At 42.4% G+C, this 20,365-nt stretch carries 17 protein-coding genes; 4 read left to right on the forward strand and 13 right to left on the reverse strand.

Going from position 1 to position 20,365, the window contains the following annotated elements; translation table 11 throughout:
* Positions 1–31: 31 nt before the first annotated feature.
* The 9 genes from csaB to PFJ30894_RS10580 all read right to left on the reverse strand — a co-directional run bounded on the left by csaB (position 32) and on the right by PFJ30894_RS10580 (position 11,046).
* Entirely contained in the window at positions 32–1,135 is a 1,104-nt protein-coding gene (csaB, locus tag PFJ30894_RS10540) for a polysaccharide pyruvyl transferase CsaB (RefSeq protein WP_021717959.1), read from the reverse strand.
* Positions 1,128–3,230, reverse strand: a complete 2,103-nt coding sequence (locus PFJ30894_RS10545) for a DUF5693 family protein (protein ID WP_125669784.1) — start codon at positions 3,228–3,230, stop codon at positions 1,128–1,130. Before PFJ30894_RS10545 ends, csaB begins: the two co-directional genes overlap by 8 nt.
* A gap of 40 nt (positions 3,231–3,270) precedes the next feature.
* Positions 3,271–4,378, reverse strand: a protein-coding gene (prfB, locus tag PFJ30894_RS10550) for a peptide chain release factor 2 (RefSeq protein WP_181950966.1) whose coding sequence is annotated in 2 segments (ribosomal slippage) — positions 3,271–4,305 and positions 4,307–4,378 — 1,107 coding nt in all. Because the reading frame shifts where the segments join, the coding sequence is not laid out codon by codon here.
* A 94-nt stretch (positions 4,379–4,472) separates the two neighbouring features.
* Positions 4,473–6,995: a preprotein translocase subunit SecA gene (gene secA / locus PFJ30894_RS10555; RefSeq protein ID WP_021717962.1), complete on the reverse strand. Its 2,523-nt coding sequence runs from the start codon at positions 6,993–6,995 to the stop codon at positions 4,473–4,475.
* A gap of 151 nt (positions 6,996–7,146) precedes the next feature.
* Positions 7,147–7,683 (reverse strand): ribosome hibernation-promoting factor, HPF/YfiA family, encoded by a 537-nt coding sequence (hpf, locus tag PFJ30894_RS10560; RefSeq protein ID WP_021717963.1) that lies wholly within the window; start codon positions 7,681–7,683, stop codon positions 7,147–7,149.
* Positions 7,684–7,887: 204 nt separating this feature from the next.
* Positions 7,888–8,607, reverse strand: a complete 720-nt coding sequence (locus tag PFJ30894_RS10565) for an amino acid ABC transporter ATP-binding protein (protein ID WP_044491776.1) — start codon at positions 8,605–8,607, stop codon at positions 7,888–7,890.
* An 8-nt stretch (positions 8,608–8,615) separates the two neighbouring features.
* A complete protein-coding gene (locus PFJ30894_RS10570) occupies positions 8,616–9,272 on the reverse strand; it encodes an amino acid ABC transporter permease (RefSeq protein ID WP_021717965.1) in 657 nt (218 codons plus the stop codon).
* 104 nt (positions 9,273–9,376) lie between these two features.
* On the reverse strand, positions 9,377–10,156 hold the full coding sequence (locus PFJ30894_RS10575) for a basic amino acid ABC transporter substrate-binding protein (protein WP_021717966.1): 780 nt from the start codon (positions 10,154–10,156) through the stop codon (positions 9,377–9,379).
* 107 nt (positions 10,157–10,263) lie between these two features.
* Entirely contained in the window at positions 10,264–11,046 is a 783-nt protein-coding gene (locus PFJ30894_RS10580; RefSeq protein ID WP_125669786.1) for a basic amino acid ABC transporter substrate-binding protein, read from the reverse strand.
* Between the two features lie 432 nt (positions 11,047–11,478).
* On the opposite strand from PFJ30894_RS10580, the gene PFJ30894_RS10585 reads away from it, so the two are divergent.
* The gene (locus tag PFJ30894_RS10585; RefSeq protein WP_370820557.1) at positions 11,479–12,102 is read left to right on the forward strand and encodes an HD-GYP domain-containing protein; all 624 of its coding nucleotides are present in this window, start codon (positions 11,479–11,481) and stop codon (positions 12,100–12,102) included.
* A 47-nt stretch (positions 12,103–12,149) separates the two neighbouring features.
* Here the strand turns inward: PFJ30894_RS10585 and PFJ30894_RS10590 are convergent, their stop codons facing one another.
* A complete protein-coding gene (locus tag PFJ30894_RS10590) occupies positions 12,150–12,836 on the reverse strand; it encodes a ComF family protein (RefSeq protein WP_125669787.1) in 687 nt (228 codons plus the stop codon).
* 40 nt (positions 12,837–12,876) lie between these two features.
* Entirely contained in the window at positions 12,877–15,036 is a 2,160-nt protein-coding gene (recD2, locus tag PFJ30894_RS10595; RefSeq protein WP_125669788.1) for an SF1B family DNA helicase RecD2, read from the reverse strand.
* 211 nt (positions 15,037–15,247) lie between these two features.
* Here recD2 and PFJ30894_RS10600 point away from each other — a divergent pair, with 211 nt between their 5' ends.
* The 3 genes from PFJ30894_RS10600 (at position 15,248) to PFJ30894_RS10610 (ending at position 17,269) form a co-directional block, all read left to right on the forward strand.
* The gene (locus tag PFJ30894_RS10600; RefSeq protein WP_021717971.1) at positions 15,248–15,709 is read left to right on the forward strand and encodes an S-adenosylmethionine decarboxylase family protein; all 462 of its coding nucleotides are present in this window, start codon (positions 15,248–15,250) and stop codon (positions 15,707–15,709) included.
* A 101-nt stretch (positions 15,710–15,810) separates the two neighbouring features.
* Positions 15,811–16,503, forward strand: a complete 693-nt coding sequence (locus PFJ30894_RS10605; RefSeq protein WP_021717972.1) for an HAD family hydrolase — start codon at positions 15,811–15,813, stop codon at positions 16,501–16,503.
* Positions 16,504–16,525: 22 nt separating this feature from the next.
* Entirely contained in the window at positions 16,526–17,269 is a 744-nt protein-coding gene (locus tag PFJ30894_RS10610; protein WP_021717973.1) for a pentapeptide repeat-containing protein, read from the forward strand.
* 310 nt (positions 17,270–17,579) lie between these two features.
* Here PFJ30894_RS10610 and PFJ30894_RS10615 read toward each other — a convergent pair whose 3' ends face one another.
* Entirely contained in the window at positions 17,580–19,238 is a 1,659-nt protein-coding gene (locus PFJ30894_RS10615) for an ABC transporter permease (protein ID WP_125669790.1), read from the reverse strand.
* Entirely contained in the window at positions 19,238–20,335 is a 1,098-nt protein-coding gene (locus tag PFJ30894_RS10620) for an ABC transporter ATP-binding protein (protein ID WP_125669791.1), read from the reverse strand. Before PFJ30894_RS10620 ends, PFJ30894_RS10615 begins: the two co-directional genes overlap by 1 nt.
* Positions 20,336–20,365: the final 30 nt, after the last annotated feature.

Here is a 20,365-nt window from a genome sequence, read left to right on the forward strand (position 1 = left end):
GTCAGTCTTTATCATCACGACAAATCCCAATTCATCGTTTTTCTTCAACCTTTTTTAGCAAAGCAAAAGCTTTATCAGAGTTGATCTGCGCTTTATGCCGCAAAATTTCAATATTCTTATTTTGTTCAAGCGGAGTTTTCTGCCAACCAGCTACAGCAGCCTGAACAATCGTATCTCTATCAATTTTTTCAACCGTTCCAATAGGTTTTTCACCAATAGCGTTTACAAAGCTATCTACTTTAGGGTCATAAGATATTGCCAGCAGCGGCGTTTGCATTACAGCAGCAAAAACCAGTGCATGCAGCCGCATTCCAATCAAAAGGTCAAAATTTCCTATGATAGAAAGAAATTCCTCAGTATTATATTTTTCATTCAATAAAAATATATCCTTTTGGCAAACCAAAGCTTTACGCAGTTTCTCACAGGCTTTTACATCAACAGAATACTGCAGCGGCAACAAAATCAGCTGCGCCCCATAGCTCTGCTGCAATTTGGAAGCAGCTTCAGCCAAAACCTGAAAACATTGACTGTCACCAGACCAAGGACGTACAGAAATACCTATGACGGGCTTGGTTAAATCTACACCAGCCTCCTGCAGCAGGTACTGCCCGCATTCTTTAGTTACGGGATTAAGCGAAAGTACTGAATCAGCCGTAACCGTTATCTTCTCGGGTTTTACGCCCATTTCAATAAGTTCCGCTGCAGACTCACTATCTCTTACTGTAATCAAATCTGCCTCATTGCAAACCAAACTTGTCAATTTTCGAGCCCATTTGGCTCTAATAGGTCCAATGCCTTGAGCAAAAAGCATTACTTTTTTCCCAAAAAATTTTCCCAATCCAATAATGCTAAGATAATATAATAAACTTCGTTTACTGGTCACGTCCTGAAGCAGGCTTCCGCCTCCTGAAATAATCAATTCAGAATCTTTCATCGCCCGAATAATCCCTAATGGATTGAAGCGATATACACTGCAAACCTGGTGTTTAGCCGCAGTGTCTTCCGGATTGCCTGACAACACGGTCAGTTCTACGTTTTTCTCCACTTGCCGCAACGATTCTATAATAGCAGTAAGCATGGCTTCGTCACCGGCATTAGCAAACCCGTAGTAACCGGAAATCAAAATTTTACTCATGCTCTAAGAATCTCCTTTGCCATTTCTGCACATAAGGCAGCAAAATAGAAACGGCGATAACAGCAATGATACCTAATACAGCACCCAGAGCATAGCCGTCGACGGCACGAATATAACTCATGATAACAGGGGTACGCATATGTGCAAAAGTCTGCACTAAAGACCCCTGCCCAATAGTAGCTCCAACCACTAACAGCATCTGCCATAAACGCGGTGCCTGTTTATATGCCGCAAATGCCGCTAAATAAAACGCGGGATGTCCAATCATAAATTCTTTTTCACGCGGGCGTGCATACATCATCTGCTCAAGGAACAGACGCATTTTAATTTCAAGAGCCGGAACCGGAACCCCAGCGGTATGACCGCTGCGACCAACAAAAATATATGCTACAAAAGCCAATACACCCAAAAATGCAACATGTTTTACTGTTATCCTGGTACTGAAAAAATTTTTCAGGTGCACAGCAATATTTCCAATCTGGCCTTTGCTGAGAACATTAAATCGCTGCATATACCATAGAGAAATCAACAGCACAGGTAAAATAAACGTTAATTTTACCCCTTTATAAATATCAATTTCCAGGAAAAACCTGCTGTCGCCTAAAACAGCCGCTACAAAAGATGCTCCAATTAAAGAAAGTATCACAGCCAAAGCCAGCTGCCATGTAGCACTGATAATAATCTTCAGCGTGTTTGGGGTATTTTTTTTGCAGGACTCCCAAAGTTCGACAATAACTGTCATCGATAATACTGGGAAAACAGTTGCCGCAATCAGAGCCAGTAACTGACGTGTAAGGATTCCGCCAAATTTCAGCAAAGTTACACTGGCAACAATACCGCCAGTCAGCAATAACATATACTGTATTTTTTTACTGAAATTAAACAGCAATGTTAAATACATAATCCCACCGGCCAGAATAGCAAATGCCAGCGGCACTAGCCAGGCCCGTTCTGGGAAATATGGAGCAAACTTACCGTCAGCAGTATTTTTAGAAAAAACTCCTGCCGGTCCAAGCTTATATCCTCTTGCCTGCACATCGTCGGCAATTTTCGAAACATAATCTAAATTAAGCTCTAAAATATCCCTGCCTTCCTGAGGGATCATAAACGGTTTGATATAGTTGATACGGATATTACGTTCTTCATCTGTAAGAGCCCAACGTCTCAAAGCTTCTGGCATTTTCAGTTTTCTCTGCTCGGCTTTGTCAATAATATATGTACGTGCAACACGATAATCCATATGCTCAGCTAACGAAAGGAGTCCGTCCATTGCAGCAAACTGCAGCTGTGTATAATGTTCTACCATTCCAAAAGTCATATTCTGTTTCTTTAACTTATGAGCCATATAGGCAATGTAATCCGGATAACCAACTACTTCACGACCACAGCCTATATACCCGGTTACATTGGCACCAGACTTATCGATCCTACGAAAAATACTCCTGATTTTATCATAATCATTAGGCAAATAATTCATTGGTCTGACGATAACATTAAAGCCGAAAGCTTTTGCTTTGCGCATTTCTTCTGTCGAAAGGCCTAAAGGAGCTTGCATAACGCCAGGCTTGCTGTCATAATTTTCTTCTGTAATGACCATTGGATTACCTAAAATCTCAATTATCTGCGGTTCGTTGTTTACTATCCGCAAACGGTCCTTGCCATAACGCAGATACAGATCCTCCACCACTTCTGTCAAAACATCATATGACGTCCCGACAGTCACATAGACAGCATTAGGCACTACAATACCTTCGGAAAGTACAGGAGCAAATTTACCACCATCGCCGCCCAAAGCAGAGCCTTTTAGCAGCTCCTCCCCAGTAACAGCTACAATAGAACCGTTGTTGTTAAGCTTCTCTAAGGTAGTATCAAACACTACCAGACTTGTAACTCCGGCCTTTTTAAATCCTGCCAGCACGTCATTTAAAGACAAGCCTTCCCAGTTCGCTATATGTTCCAGCCCTTCATATTCCATTGCCATTTCGACAGTATCGTTGCGCTGCTCAATTTCATGACGCTGATAGTTCAACCATAATGAAACTATCAGTCCTATAGCTATTATCGCAATAAGTACCGGGTTATAACGGCTTTTCATCAGCTGATCTCCACCTAATTCAAAATTTCTTTTTCAATAATTACAGTTTCTTTTGCTGGCTGCGCAGATACGCTTCAACAAACATTTCCAAACCACCGTCCATGACAGCCTGCACATTACCTGTTTCAGCATTAGTACGATGATCTTTAACCAGTTTATAAGGCTGGAATACATATGAACGGATCTGACTGCCCCATTCTATGTCCTGATAGTCACCGGCGATATCGCTTTTTAAAGCATCCTGCTTAGCTCGTTCATATTCATATAGCTTTGCACGAAGAAGCTGCAAACACCGTTCCCGGTTCTGGATCTGTGATCTTTGCGTCTGGCACTGTACGATTATTCCAGTAGGAAGATGCGTCATACGCACAGCAGAGCTCGTTTTATTTACATGCTGTCCACCAGCACCACTAGCTCGATAGGTATCAACTTTCAAATCTGCAGGATTGATGTCAATTGCAACGCTGTCATCCAGTTCCGGCATAACATCCACCGCGGCGAAAGAAGTATGCCGGCGGGCATTCGCATCAAACGGAGAAATACGCACCAGACGATGTACACCCTTTTCACTTCTCAAATATCCGTAAGCATTATGTCCATTAATCTGAAGCGTAGCACTTTTAACACCAGCTTCATCTCCCGGAAGATAATCGAGCATTTCCACTTCATAGCCTTCACGTTCAGCAAAGCGGGAAAACATACGCAGCAGCATAGAAGTCCAATCCTGCGCTTCTGTTCCGCCGGCACCGGCATGTAATGTAAGAATAGCATTATTGGCGTCGTACTCGCCATTCAAAAGCATGCCTAATTCTAAATGTTCAACATCAGTACGAATAGAAGCCAGCGTTTCTTCCATTTCAGGTAACAGACTTTCGTCATCTTCTTCCAGCGCCAGTTCGCACAAAACTTCCATGTCCTCTACTCTGGTTTCCAAAGAACGAAATGTTTCTACCTCTTCTTTCAACTGCGTTACAGCCTGAGCAGTTTTCTGCGCCGTTTCAGGTTCATCCCAAAATCCAGGTGCACCCATTTTATGTTCTAATTCTGCAATACGGTCCTCTTTGACAACTACGTCAAAGAGATCCCCTCATTTCCTCTAGTTTCTGTTTTAATGCTGCAATCTCCGGTTTATATTCCTCAATCAACACTAACTTCACATCCTCTCTTAATAACACCAGTAAAGTTGAAACTTACCGCTTCAACTTTACTGTAACTAAAACCAACTATAAATTTCTGTAAATCTTACTTATCCTGCCCGCAGCAATTTTTATATTTTTTACCGCTGCCACAGGGACAAAGATCATTTCGTCCGGTCGTTTCACCTTTTACCAGAGGCTGTTTTTTAATATCATCGCCTTCCCCCGGGTTGTTAGTGGATGCGTTTTCCAACCGATTTTCAACCTTAGGCTGCGCCACAACATTTACACGGTAAATATAGCGTACTACATCGTCTTGAATAGCGTCAATCATCGCCTGGAACATATCATAGGCTTCAAATTTATATTCAACCAACGGATCTTTCTGTCCATAAGCCCGCAGACCTACACCTTCACGCAGCAAATCCATAGAATCCAGATGCTCCATCCAATGGTTATCGACAACTTTAAGCATTACAAGATTTTCCAGTTCGCGCATTAATTCAGGTGTAATAGCATCCTCGCGTTCAGCGTAATGTTCATCGGCAACTTTATGCAGATATTCTTCCAGCTCTTCACGGCTGAGGTTTTGCAGATAATCAATCTGCAGCAAATCAGCCGGAGCATAGAACTCCTCAGCATAAGCAATTAATGCCTGCAAATCCCAATCCTCTGAATAAACTTCCGGCGGCGCATACATCGCCATCGTACGGTCTACAACTTTATGTATCATATCCATAATAGTATCACGCAGATTTGCCTGCTGCAGGATCTTTTTACGCTGGGCGTAAATAACCTCACGCTGCTGATTCATAACATCGTCATATTCCAAAACCTGTTTACGAATAGCAAAGTTTCTGGCTTCAACTTTTTTCTGAGCCGATTCGATAGAACGGGTAACAAGCTTATGTTCAATCGGTTCATCTTCCTCCATCCCCAGTTTGTCCATAATACTGGAAATATTATCAGAACCGAACAAACGCATCAGGTCATCTTCCAAAGACAAGAAAAATTTTGAAGAACCAGGATCACCTTGACGAGCGCAGCGGCCACGCAGCTGATTATCAATCCGGCGGCTTTCATGCCTTTCCGTACCAATAATGTGAAGACCTCCTAATTCTGGAACGCCTTCACCCAAGACAATATCCGTACCACGGCCAGCCATATTCGTAGCAATGGTAACAGCGCCATATTGACCGGCTCCGGAAATTATTTCAGCTTCTTTTTCATGATATTTAGCATTCAAAACATTATGCGGAATCCCGCGCCGTTTCAGCATCGCCGATAATTCTTCTGACTGAGCGATGGAAGTAGTACCCACCAGTACCGGTCGTCCAGACTTATGGCATTCTTCAATCTCATTAACAGCGGCTTTATATTTAGCGCGTTTCGTTTTCAAAATAACATCAGGATAATCAATCCTGACCATAGGTTTATTGGTAGGAATAACAACAACGTCAAGTCCGTAAATTTTCTGGAATTCCTGTTCTTCTGTTTTAGCAGTACCAGTCATACCGGAAAGTTTTTCATACATACGGAAATAGTTCTGGAAGGTAATAGTCGCCAAAGTCTGACTTTCACGCTCAACTTTAACACCTTCTTTAGCTTCAATAGCCTGATGCAAGCCTTCCGAAAAACGACGGCCAAACATTAACCGGCCTGTAAATTCATCAACAATGATAACTTCGCCGTCTTTTACAACATAATCTTTATCACGGTGCATAATAGCTTTGGCCTTCAAAGCACACATCAGCTGATGTGAAAAATCAACGCCGTGTTCAGTATCATACATATTTTCTATGCCCAGCATTTTTTCAGCTTTAGCAATACCGATTTCAGTAGGGGCAACTGTTTTCAGCTTTTCATCAACAGTATAATCTTCCCCTTCATCCATTTTAGCAACTACCTGAGCCAAAACTTTATACAAATCAGTAGATTTTTCGCCAGGTCCGGAGATAATAAGCGGAGTTCTCGCTTCATCAATCAAAATACTGTCAACTTCATCGACAATACAATAATTTAAAGGCCGTTGTACCATTTGATCTTCGTCAACGACCATATTATCACGCAGATAATCAAAACCGAACTCGTTATTAGTGCCATAGGTAATATCAGCAGCATAAGCAGCTTTGCGGTCCGGATAATCAAGCGCATGCGCAATAAGACCTACGGAAAGGCCTAAAAATTTAAAAACACGCCCCATATCCTCACTGTCACGGCGAGCCAGATATTCATTGACCGTAACGACATGAACGCCCTTTCCTGTCAACGCATTCAAGTATGCCGGCAAAGTAGCTACCAGAGTTTTACCTTCACCAGTGCGCATTTCAGCAATTTTACCACGATGCAGAACACAACCGCCAATAAGCTGCACATCAAAATGGCGCATGCCTAAGACACGTTTGGCCGCTTCACGGACAACTGCGAATGCTTCAGGTAAAATATCATCTAATGTTTCACCTTTAGATAACCGTACTTTAAAATCAGCTGTCTTAGCGGCCAGATTTGCAGAGCTTAAGCCTACCATATCTTTTTCTAATGCGTTGATTTTATCGACAATGACTCCGATCTCTTTTAATTCTTTTTCATTCGGGTCACCAAAAATTTTTTTCAACAAACCTTCGAGCAAAATAATCACTCCTTAAATTTTTACAATAAAAAACACTATACCTAACTTAAAATTTTAGCAGAAAAGCCTGCAAAAGTCAAAAAGCCCGGGGCTTCAACCCCAGGCTTTTTGTGAACTTTCAGTAAATTATTTTCCTATTTAATATTGCCGCTTATTTTAATTCCGGAGCCAACAAACCGTAATTACCATCTTTACGACGATAAACCACGTTCACGCCACCAAAATCAGGATCATAAAAAACGAAGAAATCATGATTCAAAAGATTCATTTGTAAAATAGCTTCTTCTGCAGTCATTGGATGCATAGCAAAAGATTTATTCTTAATAATCTTGAATTCACCATCATCTTCTGCAACTGTTTCTACAGAAGCTGGGACCACGGCATCCTGGAAGTTATTGTATTTTCTCTTCATCAGGCGGGTTTTATATTTGTGGATCTGGCGTTCGATTTTTTCTATTACCAAATCAATGGAGGAATACATATCTTTGGTCGTTTCCTGTGCTCTCAGCAAGATCCCACTCGCCGGTACAGTAATTTCCACAATATGATTACCTTTTTCCACTTTCAAAACTGCTGAAATATCACCGACAGTTTTAAACTGTTTCGTTACTTTCGTAATCTTTTTTTCGACATAATCTTTTAATGCCGGAGTTACATCAATGTTTTTACCACGTACGTTTACGTTCATAATTCATACCTCCTTGAATTCCCCAAGGTGATGGGATCGCAAGCTCTCTGCTTGCTTTAATATAGTAATTCGCCGCGCTCCGCAAATCTCCTGCTGATAAAGTAACAAAAAACTCGCATGTCTCAAAAATTTCACATGCGAGTTTACAATTGATACTAATGTAACACTTCGGGTAATAAAACACCCAATTAACCTTAGTAACACTTATAATATTTTGGATAAAAAGCTGCGCGTGCGTTCTTCTTTCGCATGCAAAAAAACCTCTTCTGGTTCTCCCTGCTCTACGATAACTCCGCCATCTACAAAAATGACCCTGTCACCGACTTCACGGGCAAACCCCATCTCATGAGTTACCACTGCCATTGTCATACCTTCTTTGGCCAGGCTTTTCATGACATCCAATACTTCATTGATCATTTCCGGATCGAGAGCAGAAGTGGGTTCATCAAACAACAATGCTTTAGGTTTCATTGCCAAAGCCCTTGCAATCGCTACACGCTGCTGCTGTCCACCGGAAAGCTGATCAGGATAAGCATTTGCTTTATCATCCAAGCCAACTTTTATCAACAGTTCCTGTGCCGTTTGTTCTGCCTCACTGCGGCTGATACCACGCACCTTCATTGGCGCCAGCACTAAATTTTCAAGAACAGTCATATGCGGGAACAGATTAAAACGCTGGAATACCATCCCGACTTCTTTACGTATTTCATTAATATTTGCTTCCCCTGTCAACGGTATACCGTCAATAACTATACTGCCGCCTGTCGGTTCTTCCAAATAATTTATACAACGCAGTAAAGTACTTTTACCACTGCCAGATGGTCCAATAATTACCACAACTTCGCGTTCAGCAATTGTCAAATCAATACCCTTTAAAACATCTAGATTACCATAACTTTTTCGCAGATCAGTTATTTTAATCATTGCTTCATTCATTTCGTATCATACCTCCGTTCCAACATCCCTACGAGACGGGCAACCGTAAAAGTCATAATCAAATAAATAACAGCTACAGCCATCCAAATTTCGAAGGATGCATATGTACGGGCGATAATCAACTGACCACGACGAGTAAGTTCTTCAAACCCAATAACAGAAACCAATGAAGAATCCTTCAACATTGCAATAAACTCGTTGCCCAAAGGCGGAATAATGCGTTTAAAGGCCTGCGGCATAATAACATAACGCATAGTCTGCGCCCAGCTCATTCCTAAAGAACGGCCAGCTTCCATTTGACCCTTATCAATTGATTGGATACCGGCACGGAAAATTTCCGCAATATAAGCACCACTATTGATAGAACAGGCAGAAATTGCTGCAAAATAGGGATCCACGCGGTGCCCAATAATTCCCGGCAAAGCGAAATAAACCAAAAATATCTGTACCAGAAGCGGCGTTCCACGAATAAAATCCACATAACAATTAGCAAAATAACGCACCGGTTTTATACTGGCAAGACGTGCTATACCGACTGTCATACCTATCAAAAGGCCAAAGCCTACGCTTAAAGCCGTTATTTCGATCGTAATACCGGCACCAGCCAGCAGCAAGGGCAAGGCATCCCAAATCAAGCTGAAATTAATATCCATGCAGTTTGTCTCCCTTTCATTGTCAGCTCTTTAAAATTCACCAAAGAAAATACGGAGCACACCACCGTCACCGTTGATGTACTCCGCATCCAGATATGACCATATTATTTCTTTACTTCACCAAACCAGGTTTTGTAAATCTTGTCATACTCGCCGTTTTTCTTCAATTCGGCCAGAGCTTTATCGATTTCAGCAGCTAATTTATCATTGCCTTTTTTAACTGCAATGCCGTATTCCTCAGCTTCAAGCACATCGCCTACAGTTTTGGCATCAGCACTACCGCCTTGTGCCAAATAATAGCCAACTACCGGGCTGTCGTTGATAACAGCATCCACGCCGCCATTCTTTAATTCCATAGCAGCTTCTGTATTCGTGTTGAATGCCGTTACTTTGGCATCTTTTACGCTTTCTGCTTTAGCTGCGCCGGTAGTACCGATTTGGACAGCAATTCTTTTACCTACCAAATCCTCGATACCTTTAATGGTATCATTGTTCTTCTGCACCATAACTACCAAACCGGATCTGTAATAAGGGGCGGAGAACAGTACTGCCTCCTGACGCTCAGGAGTAATACTCATACCAGCAATTACGGTATCAATATTACCGGAACTCAATGCAGGGATCAACGCATCAAACCCCATATTCATGATTTCAACCTTGTAACCCATCTGTTTGCCAATGGCCCGGATAAGATCCATATCAAAACCAGTATATTCTTTAGAGCCTTCTTTTTGGAATTCAAACGGTGCAAAAGTAGGTTCAGTGCCTACACGCAGAACTTTTGCAGGTTCAGCTTTTTTAGCTTCTTCTTTGCCGCCGCAACCGGCTACCATTAAGGACAAAGCTGCTAAAACAGCCATTGCCATAAGTAAATATTTTTTCATTTTACAACCTCCAGAAAAATATCTGGACTGCACTCAACACGCAGCCCTTTATATTTGTTAATTATATAACTAAAAACGGCCTGGCGCAACCTAAAGTTATACGAATATTATTTCTTTTCTTCACCAAACCATGTTTTATATAATTTAGCATATTCTCCGTTTTGTTTCATTTCGGCTAAAGCTTTATTAATTTCGGCAGCCAGCTTATCATTGCCCTTTTTTACTGCAATACCATAGTCCTCCGAATTCATGACCGCACCGACAACCTTTGCGTCAGCGCTGCCCCCCTGCTGCAAATAATACTTCAAAACAGGGCTGTCATTAATTACAGCGTCGGCACCGCCGTTTTTCAGTTCCATAGCAGCAGCAGTATTGTCGTTAAACGCGGTTACCTTGGCATTTTTAACTTCGCCTGCTTTATTAGCTCCTGTGGTACCGATCTGCACAGCAATTCGTTTTCCTTCCAAATCACTGAAGCCTTTGATTGTATCATCATCTTTTTTTACCATTACGATCAGGCCAGAAGTATAGTATGGGTCAGAAAACACCACTACTTTTTTACGTTCATCAGTAATACTCATCCCAGCGATCGCAACATCAATATTTCCTGAATTCAACGCCGGGATCAAAGCATCAAAGCCCATAGAAGAAATCTCTACTTTATAACCAAGCTTCGTGCCAATAGCACGAATAAGATCCATATCAAAGCCAGTAAATTCATCCGAGCCTTCTTTTTGAAACTCAAATGGTGCAAAAGCCGGTTCGGTACCAACCCTTAATACCTTTTCCGTTTCTGCCTTCTTGGGAGCTTCCTGTGAACCGCCACAGCCGGCAGCCAGCAATGCAAGCATTGCCAATAAAGCCATCATTAAAAATCCAATCTTTTTCATTTTTACCCCTCCAAATCAATTCAGCAGCTTTCCAACCGCTTCTATTTATAATATTTTCTTATTATAGTACTAAATATCACGGCAGGCAATAAAAAAATACCGTTATTTTTAATAACGGTACAAATTTCACAGACAACTCAGCTGACCTGGTTTTCGCCCCCACACTCGCCTGCTGGAGGGTTCGCTCATAAGCTTTTCAGAGCTCCCCACTACTACCCCTCTCGCCTTTGCGGCAGGACTTACTTCTAAGCTGCGCCGTGCTCACAATACTTTGATTGCTTACGTGGATCGTTTTGCCCGCAACTGGCCTCGACTTGCAACCACAGACCTGAGTTGTATTTATAATTATACATTAAGCAAAAATTTTTGCAAGTGTCTTTGCTAATCAACTTTTTCGTAGTATACTATTATCACCATGTGAATGAGGACGGATTGTTTATGATTGCCATACCCCAATTCTTAGATTTTCCTGACGACGGACAAACTTCGGAAATCTGCGAATTCTTTTTGAAAATGCTACAACATAAGAATAAGGCGCTTTATATGCACAGCCAGCAGGTCGCCAACTATGCTGCCAGCATCGCCGCCAAGCTGGGATTACCGCCGGCAGAAGTTTCCTGTATCAAAACCGCAGCATTGCTGCACGATATAGGCAGTCTTTCCGTGCCCAACATGATCCTTATGAAAGCCCCTTACCTGAGCACCCGCGAAATGTCTATCTACAAACGGCATTGCCAGGCTGGCGCAAGCATGCTTGAAAATATCCAAGGTTTCAGCCATATTATCCCCATCATTCATGCCCACCATGAAAAATGGGACGGCACCGGATATCCCAAACGCCTTAAAGGCGTAAACATTCCTCTGGGCGCCAGAATTATTTCTGTAGCAGACCACTATGATAAATTTATTAATCCCTGCACCCAGCAATGGCAGAAAACACACAGCGAAGCAATTATCGAACTGCAAAACAAAGCAGGGCTTGATTTTGACCCTAATGTTGTAAAAGCGTTCATGCAATCAGTTATTCCCAGTAAAATTATCAAACAAAAAAAATAATAATATCGACTACTTGTACTTGCTGTCAGACACTGGCAGCAAGTTTTTTATTGTATTTGTCCATAATTTTCGATACTGCCGCAAAATGCAAGTCCATAAACTTCTACAGCTCCAGCATTTTTCAAAGTTTGGGCAGCCTCTTCCATTGTCGCTCCAGTAGTAAAAATATCATCTACAACAATCACAGTTTTACCGGTAACATTTTGTGTAACAGCAAAACAATCTTCTAAATTCATTTTTCGTTCCTGCGGGCTTAAATCATACTGGGGCACAGTTTCACGCCTTCTCGTCAGAGCCAGAGTCAAACAATATTCGGCATCAGTATTTTTAAATAAAACCAGCGGGATCTCGAATCCCCTCGCTCTTGTCCTTTGCCTTGACGTTGGTATTGGTACAATCATTACATCACGCTTACTTAAAATATTCCGCAGAATTTCCGGCCAGCCGTCAACGCTAATCCGGCAGCATTCTTCTGCCAATAGCTCCAAAATATCCCTGCGGTTCTTAAACTTTACATTTTGTAATGCCGTTTTTAAAGCTCCGTTATACCTGAATAACATCCCCGCACCATCTAAAGCTTCACGACCCGACAGCCACAAAGGCTGCAATAACACTTCTCTGCAAACACTGCAAAACAAACCGTCTTCAGCGATCTGACCGCAGCCGGCGCACTTTCGTGCCCAAAACACCGATAGTAACAGCGCATACCAGTTTTTTATCAACCGTATAAACATGGGTGATTATGCATCACCTTTCCCTAAATTTATAACGTCCTTAAAAAATATCTCCCTGCTCCTGCAGTCGTTCCGCCAACAGCGAATAACGTTTTCTCGTTCTGTCATTATCCACCGCAGTCTGTACCGCCGCTTTCGTTCCTACTAAAATAACCTTCTGCCGTGCACGCGTTACTGCTGTATACAGCAAATTCCGCTGCAGCATGATATAGTGCCCTGGAACCATCAGCAAAATAACCGTCGGATACTCGCTCCCCTGCGATTTATGTACGCTCATCGCGTATGCAAGCTGCAATTCATCAATTTCATTAGGTGTATAAGTTACATACTCACCATCAGCACGCTCAGGATAATCAACAGTAACATTGCGGCCATTTATATACACGATCCTGCCAATATCACCATTGAAAACCTCTTTCTCATAGTTATTGCGAATCTGCATCACCTTATCACCGGCCCGCAGAACATTTCCAGGCGTATTGACCTCACTTTTATTCAGATCCGGAGGATTGATCCGCTGCTGAAGCAAATGGTTAAGGTTCTGAACGCCACAGGGATTCTTATGCATAGGCGATAAGACCTGTACGGACTGCCAGTCACTTTGCTGCGTTAATCTGGCATAAATATTAGCCACATATTCCGCCGCATCAAATTCATTCTCGATCTCTACAAAAGTAAAATCGCTGCTCGGCTCCCACTCAGGCATCTGCCCGCGGTTTATCCTATGTGCATTACGCACAATGGGGCTTATCTCAGCCTGACGAAAAACATTTTCTAATCTTACAACAGGCATTTTCTGCGAACGGATAATATCCTTTAAAACAGATCCGGCACCAACAGACGGAAGCTGGTCGACATCGCCGACAAAAATCAGCCGACAGCCGCCCTGAACCGCTTTCAGCAAATGATAAGTAAGCGTAATATCCAGCATCGAAGCTTCGTCGATTATAATTGCATCGGCATCCAGAGGATCACCGTCATTCTTGCCAAAGTTAAAGCCGCCGCCATTCGGCGTATATTCCAGTAACCTATGTACTGTCACCGCAGGATGCCCGGATGAATCGGCCAACCTTCTGGCAGCGCGGCCCGTAGGCGCTGCCAGAAGTATCCGACAGCCAGCTTTTTCCAGCACTGCCAAAATCCCCTTGATTACAGTCGTTTTACCTGTACCAGGCCCGCCTGTAAGAACAAACACACCATATTTTAAAGAAGCATGAATAGCTTCTTTCTGTGCCTCAGCCAATACAATACCGGCTTCAGACTCCCATTGCCCAATAATCTTATCAACATTGACTTTTTCCAACGCATCAGCCAGATCGCGTAATTTAAGCAGCCTTTTAGAAGTCTGAACTTCCGCCTGATACAAATACTCAGGATAGATCAGCCGTAAACCGCCAACTTCTTCCGTACGCAGCATGTCCTCTGCCAAAAGATTTTGAAAAACATCATTGACAACGCTGCTGCTGACCTGCAGTAGCCTCACTGTTTCGCGCAGCAGCAACTCCTCAGGTACACAGGTATGCCCTGCTGAAGCAGCCTGATTTAGCGCATATTCCAACCCGGCTTTAATCCGTTCCTCACAGGCGCCGTCCATCCCGGTCGCCAAGGCAATCTTATCTGCAGTTCTAAAACCGATACCGGTAATATCACTAGCCAGGCTATATGGATTCTCCTGAATCCTTTTCATCGCCGTAGCTCCATATTGCGCCTGAAGCTTCGGTGCATAATTAGCACTGACGCCGTGCGATTCCAAATACACCATCAATTCCCGCATATCCGACAACTCTGCATAAGACATCCCAATAGCTTCGGCCTTCTTTCTGCCGATACCTGAAATCTCGGTCAGCCGATGCGGTGATAAAGATAAAACATCCAGCGTATCTGAGCCAAAATGCTCAACGATACGGGCGGCCATAGTTTTACCAATGCCCCTGACCGCACCTGAAGCCAAAAAACGCTCCACACCATCGGTAGTTGAAGGTTTTATAGCCTGGCAGACCTCAGCACGAAACTGTCTGCCGAACTTGGCGTGTTCGCCCCAGCTGCCGCTGAGCTCCACCGACTCTCCCAAAAAAGGAGCCGGTCCCCGGTAAACGACACTTACCTTACCTTCATGGTCAGTTTTCACCCTGAAAACACTGAACTGGTTATCTTCACTTTGAAAAACTATATTATCAATAACGCCCTGCAATTCTTGCATTATTCCACCACCGTACAAAACAAATGTTCTCGTTTATTATAACACGTTTTCAAATAAAACAAAACTTTTCGCCATATTCTTTTCACACCTGTAACCCTGAATAAACTTTGACAGCAAGCTATTTTTTAGCTATAATATATTAAGTTGTTTATACTCCAACCAACATTTTATTTTAAAAATTAAAGCTCGCCTCTTTGAAAGGAGAACTACCTTGAAATCAATTGGAACACAAATAGCTATAGATATGTATAACTGCAGCGATCTGCTTTTAAGCGACGCTTCCGGCGTTCAGGCAACCATTCAAAGCGCAGCCGCAGATTTCGCCATGCAGCCGCGGGAAACCTATATCAACTGCGAAGAAGGCATCAACGAATATTCTGTTTTTTCACATTGCAAGCAAGGTCATGTGACCCTGCATCTATATCCGGATCTTGGCTTTGTCACTATTGATGTTTTCACCTGTTTCAAAGATGCCGACCCAGACGGATTAGCGCGTTTCCTGCGTAATTATTTTGATCCTGACAAATCGAAGATCACTTACCTTGACCGCGGTGATTTCGGCAGTGAAAGCGATATGAAACCACGCCGTAAATCCAACATCAAAACTATACGCCGTGCCCGTACTATCGGTAATAAACTTTCTAAACTTATGATGAAACCACGTTCAATGTAAAAGCTGCCTTCAGGCAGCTTTTTTCTTTTTTTCTGTTCCTAGAGCAAATTCTCTGTTAAAATAATAGGTAAATATATAATTAAACTATTTTGGAGTAAACTATGAAATATATTTTTTGGGACATAGACGGTACGCTTTTGAAAACAGGATTAGCTGGTGTCGACGCTTTGCGCGATGCAATCAAATGCCGCTTTGGCATCGAAAATTTTCAATTCTCTCATCCGCTGGCCGGAATGACAGACTCCTTTATCTTTAAACAAACAATAAAGGATATCAAGGGCAGCTGCAATGCCGCCGACGCCGCAGGCCTTTTGATCCATTATCATCAGCTGCTGGAAAAATATTTGCCCTCGCATCACGGCAGCCTGATGCCTAACGTCAAAGAAACTCTGCAGTATTTTTCCAAGCAGCAGACGAACTATAAAACATGTCTGCTCACTGGTAATACTAGGGCCGGTGCCTTTGCCAAACTGCGGCATTACGGGATCGCGCAATACTTCGACAGCCGTTACAGCGCCTGCGGTGAGTTAAGTGAAGACCGCTGTGAGCTTGCAAAAACAGCCTATCAAAGACTTTATTTGCTCGAACCTGACCTTACACCAGACAACGTTATCATTGTAGGTGATACTCCTAACGATATTCTTTGTGCTCAAGCCATAAAAGCACGCAGTTTAATAATCCTTGCCGGTTCTACGTATAACACAGAGGAGCTGAAAAGTTACAACCCTTGGCAAATCATCCCTGAATTGCCTGATGACCCCAGGGATTTTGCAGCTTTACTTGACAAAAACTAACATGTATTTTAAGGAGATAACTATGAAAAATCTTTTCTACGGACTGCTGCTGACTTTACTATTTACTACAACGCCGGCAGCTGCCTATAACAGTTCTGACCTTAACCAGCTCATGAGCAGCGGCAGCTGCGCCTACGGTGATTTATCGGGTGCTGATCTAAGCAGCCTGGATCTTACCGGAGCAAATCTCACCGGCAGTAATTTGACAGGTGCCAGGCTGATTAAAACAAAATTAGCAGGAGCTGTTTTCGATAAAGCAGTACTGACCAAAACTGTGCTGACCGATGCTGAACTTGCCAATACCAGTTTCAAAGCAGCACAGCTGAACTATACAAATTTCAGCGGCAGTGACTTAAAAACAGCAGATTTTACACAAGCCAATGCTTTCAGAGCTAAATTCGCCAACTGCGATTTACAATTTGCCGTCTTTTATCTGACAAATCTTCAGGAAGCAACACTTGACAGCAGTAATTGTCTGGAAGCCGATCTTACACAGGCTAATTTATCTTATGCCTGGCTTTACAACACCAATCTGCACGAAGCCGTTTTGGTCTACGCCAATCTTTTCAACGCCAAAATGAACAATGCTAATCTGAGCAATGCCAATCTTACCGGTGCTACATTGAGTCAGGCTCTGCTACAGAACGCCAATCTTAATAATGCTATGCTGGACAAAGCAGTGCTTGATCAAACCGATTTTAAAGGCGCCAGCATGAACTTTACTGACTTTGGCACAGCCTTTAAAACAGAAGCAATATTTGAATAAATACATAAAATCACCTTAAAATAATTCTTATAAAACTAAAAGTGCAGACCAATATGGTCTGCACTTTTAGTTTAAACAAATTTCATGAATATAATTTCTCCATATTCCCCCGCAAGACATTTACTTTTTCGTGTAAATAAACCCATTTGTGTCTTGCTGGTAAAACAGATAATATTAGCCTTTTATCCTTGCAAAATTACTTTATATATTAAAATGTAGTACTTAAAGCCCCGGTTTCCGCTGCAAACGGAAACCGGGGCCAACACTTATTCCACAGTCAGTCTAACCACCTGACTGTTTTATATAGTTGTCAGACACTGATGTCTTTATTATGAGTAAGCTTAAAGAAGATTAACAGTGAAATAATTGACGTTAAAGTAAGTACTGTTGAGTAAGCTGCCGCATTACCAAAGTTACTGCGAATAACCTCGGTATAGATTGCTACCGTCAGCGTACTGGTTTTACTTGTATAGAGAATAATCGAAGAACTGAGTTCACTGATCAGGGTGATCCAGCTCATAATCGCTCCGGCTAAAACTCCCGGAAGCATCATCGGCACGGTTACTTTCCAGAAGGATTTAAATTCTGTCGCGCCCAGACTGATCGCTGCTTCCTCGATACTGGGACTGATCTGTGTAATGATAGCCGTACTGGAACGAATCGTATACGGCATCCGGCGTATAGCCAGGGAAATAATAATGATCAGCGCCGTACCGCTTAAAATAAGCGGCTGCTTGTTAAAGGCATACAGGAACGAGATACCTAAAACCGATCCGGGAATAATATACGGGAACATCGTTACCGTATCCAACACTTCCGTAACGTAGGAACGCTTCCTCACTGTAAGATAAGAAATAAAAATACCCATAAAAACAACGATAAAGATCGCGCAGATACCAAAAAGATAAGTATTGGTAATCGAATTATTGTCTTTAGCAAATAAGGTATTCATATAATTCTGCAGAGAAAAATTACCTGTGTACACAGCACCGCCGCTGACCTCAAGGAAAGATGTAAAAATAACCGTCAGTTGAGGCAGCATTGCCAAAAAAGTAACGCCATAAACAAAAAGATAGGCAAAAATTTTTTTGCTGCCTTTGGACTCTACAGCTTCCATTGGCTTCAACGCTGTCATCGAATAGGAATAGTGCCCGGCGATATAACGCTGGAGGAAAAACAGCAGTAAAGTGATAACAATAACTATCACACACAAGGATGCAGCAAAATGATCATCGGTGCTGACTTCGCCCATAAACTGAGTATAAATCAATACCGGAAAGGTTTTAAACCCTTCCCCAATCAGCATCGGCGTACCAAAGTCAGAAAAAACACGCATAAATACCAGTAACGAACCTGCTAAAAGCGACGGCATAACTAACGGCAGAATAATCTGACGCACACGCTGAAAAGCGGTCAGACCAAGGCTTTCAGCCGCCTCATTCAGCGAATTATCCAGATTCTTCAAAGCCCCAGATACATACATATAAATCAGAGGGAACGACTGCAGAGCAAAAACAAGAACGATCCCTGCAAACCCATAGATACCGTCAAGTTTAACGCCAAAAATCGAATTAATAATCTGTGTTACAAAACCGTTACGTCCTAAAAGCTGAATCCATGCATAGGCTCCAATAAAAGGCGGTGACAAATACGAAATAACGATCAGTATATTAAGGTATTTACTGCCGGGGATTTTGACGCTGCGCAGCACATAAGCCATCGGTAAGCCGATAACAGAAGCAATAATCGTAGAGCATATGGTTACATAAAAACTGTTGACTAATGTACTCCAGTAATATTTCCGTGCAAAAAATTTAGTAAAATAGTCCAGCGTCAGTTTTGATGATTCCGGATCTATCACGCTTTTATATAATATTAAAATCAGCGGATAAACAACAAAGATAATAAAGAAACACAGAATAAGCAGGGCGATGCCCATCCAAAGATTAAATTTTTTGGCAGTATTCATCAGCGGTTCCCCCTAACTATCAGGGGAGTATTCCCATCCTCCGTAAAAACATTGATCTTAGCCGGCTGTACCAGCAAACGTACCGTGGTCTTGTTGGGGATAGTATCTTCAACGCCTGAATTTTGAATTACTTCTATTTCCTGCCCATTTTCCAAACGCATAAAATAATGCGTGGTAACACCTAAAAAGACGCTGTGCTCGACTACGGCAGTCAGCCCATCAGACCCGTTAAGACAGATCTCAAACTCCTCCGGGCGCACAGAAACCAGCACTTTGCTGCCTGCGGATATTTCCGGAATTAAATTATCCATCGGCACTTCATAAGCACCAAAATCAAGTATTTTAGCAGCGCCTGTAATTTTGACTTTCGCTTCCAGAATATTAGAAAGACCTATAAATGTCGCCACAAATACACAGTTCGGACGTTGATAAATTTCTTTTGGCGTACCTATCTGCTGAATGATACCGTTATTCATAATCGCGATCCGATCAGAAACGGCCAGCGCCTCTTCCTGATCATGCGTTACATAAACTGTAGTAATACCTATTTTCTGCTGAATAAGCTTGATGGCATTACGCATCTCGACTCTGAGCTTGGCGTCAAGATTGGACAGCGGTTCGTCCATCAGCAATACCTGCGGGTGAATAACAATAGCTCGAGCCAAAGCAACCCGCTGCTGCTGACCACCGGAAAGTTGCGTCGGCATCCGGTCTTTCAGATGGGCAATCTTTACTGTTTCCAGGATTTCATCGACTAATGCATTCATTTTTTCTTTGGCTACCTTACGGTTTTTCAGCCCGAAAGCAACATTATCTTTAACTGACATATGCGGAAAAATAGCATAGTTCTGAAAGACCATACCCATATTACGCAAATGCGTGGGTATATCATTAATGATCTGGTCATCTATTTTGATCGTACCGCCTTCGATAGAGTTAAAGCCGATAATCATTCTCAGCAACGTAGTTTTGCCACAGCCGGAAGGTCCCAACAACGTAAAAAATTCTCCGGGCCGGACATCTACTGACAAACCGTTGATAATAGTATCATTGCCAAACCGCTTAACGACATTATCGATAGTAATCGCTACACTCATAAAATAACCGCCTTTTTATTTTAGTAAGAC

The organism is Phascolarctobacterium faecium (genome assembly GCF_003945365.1).
Lineage (GTDB): Bacteria > Bacillota > Negativicutes > Acidaminococcales > Acidaminococcaceae > Phascolarctobacterium > Phascolarctobacterium faecium.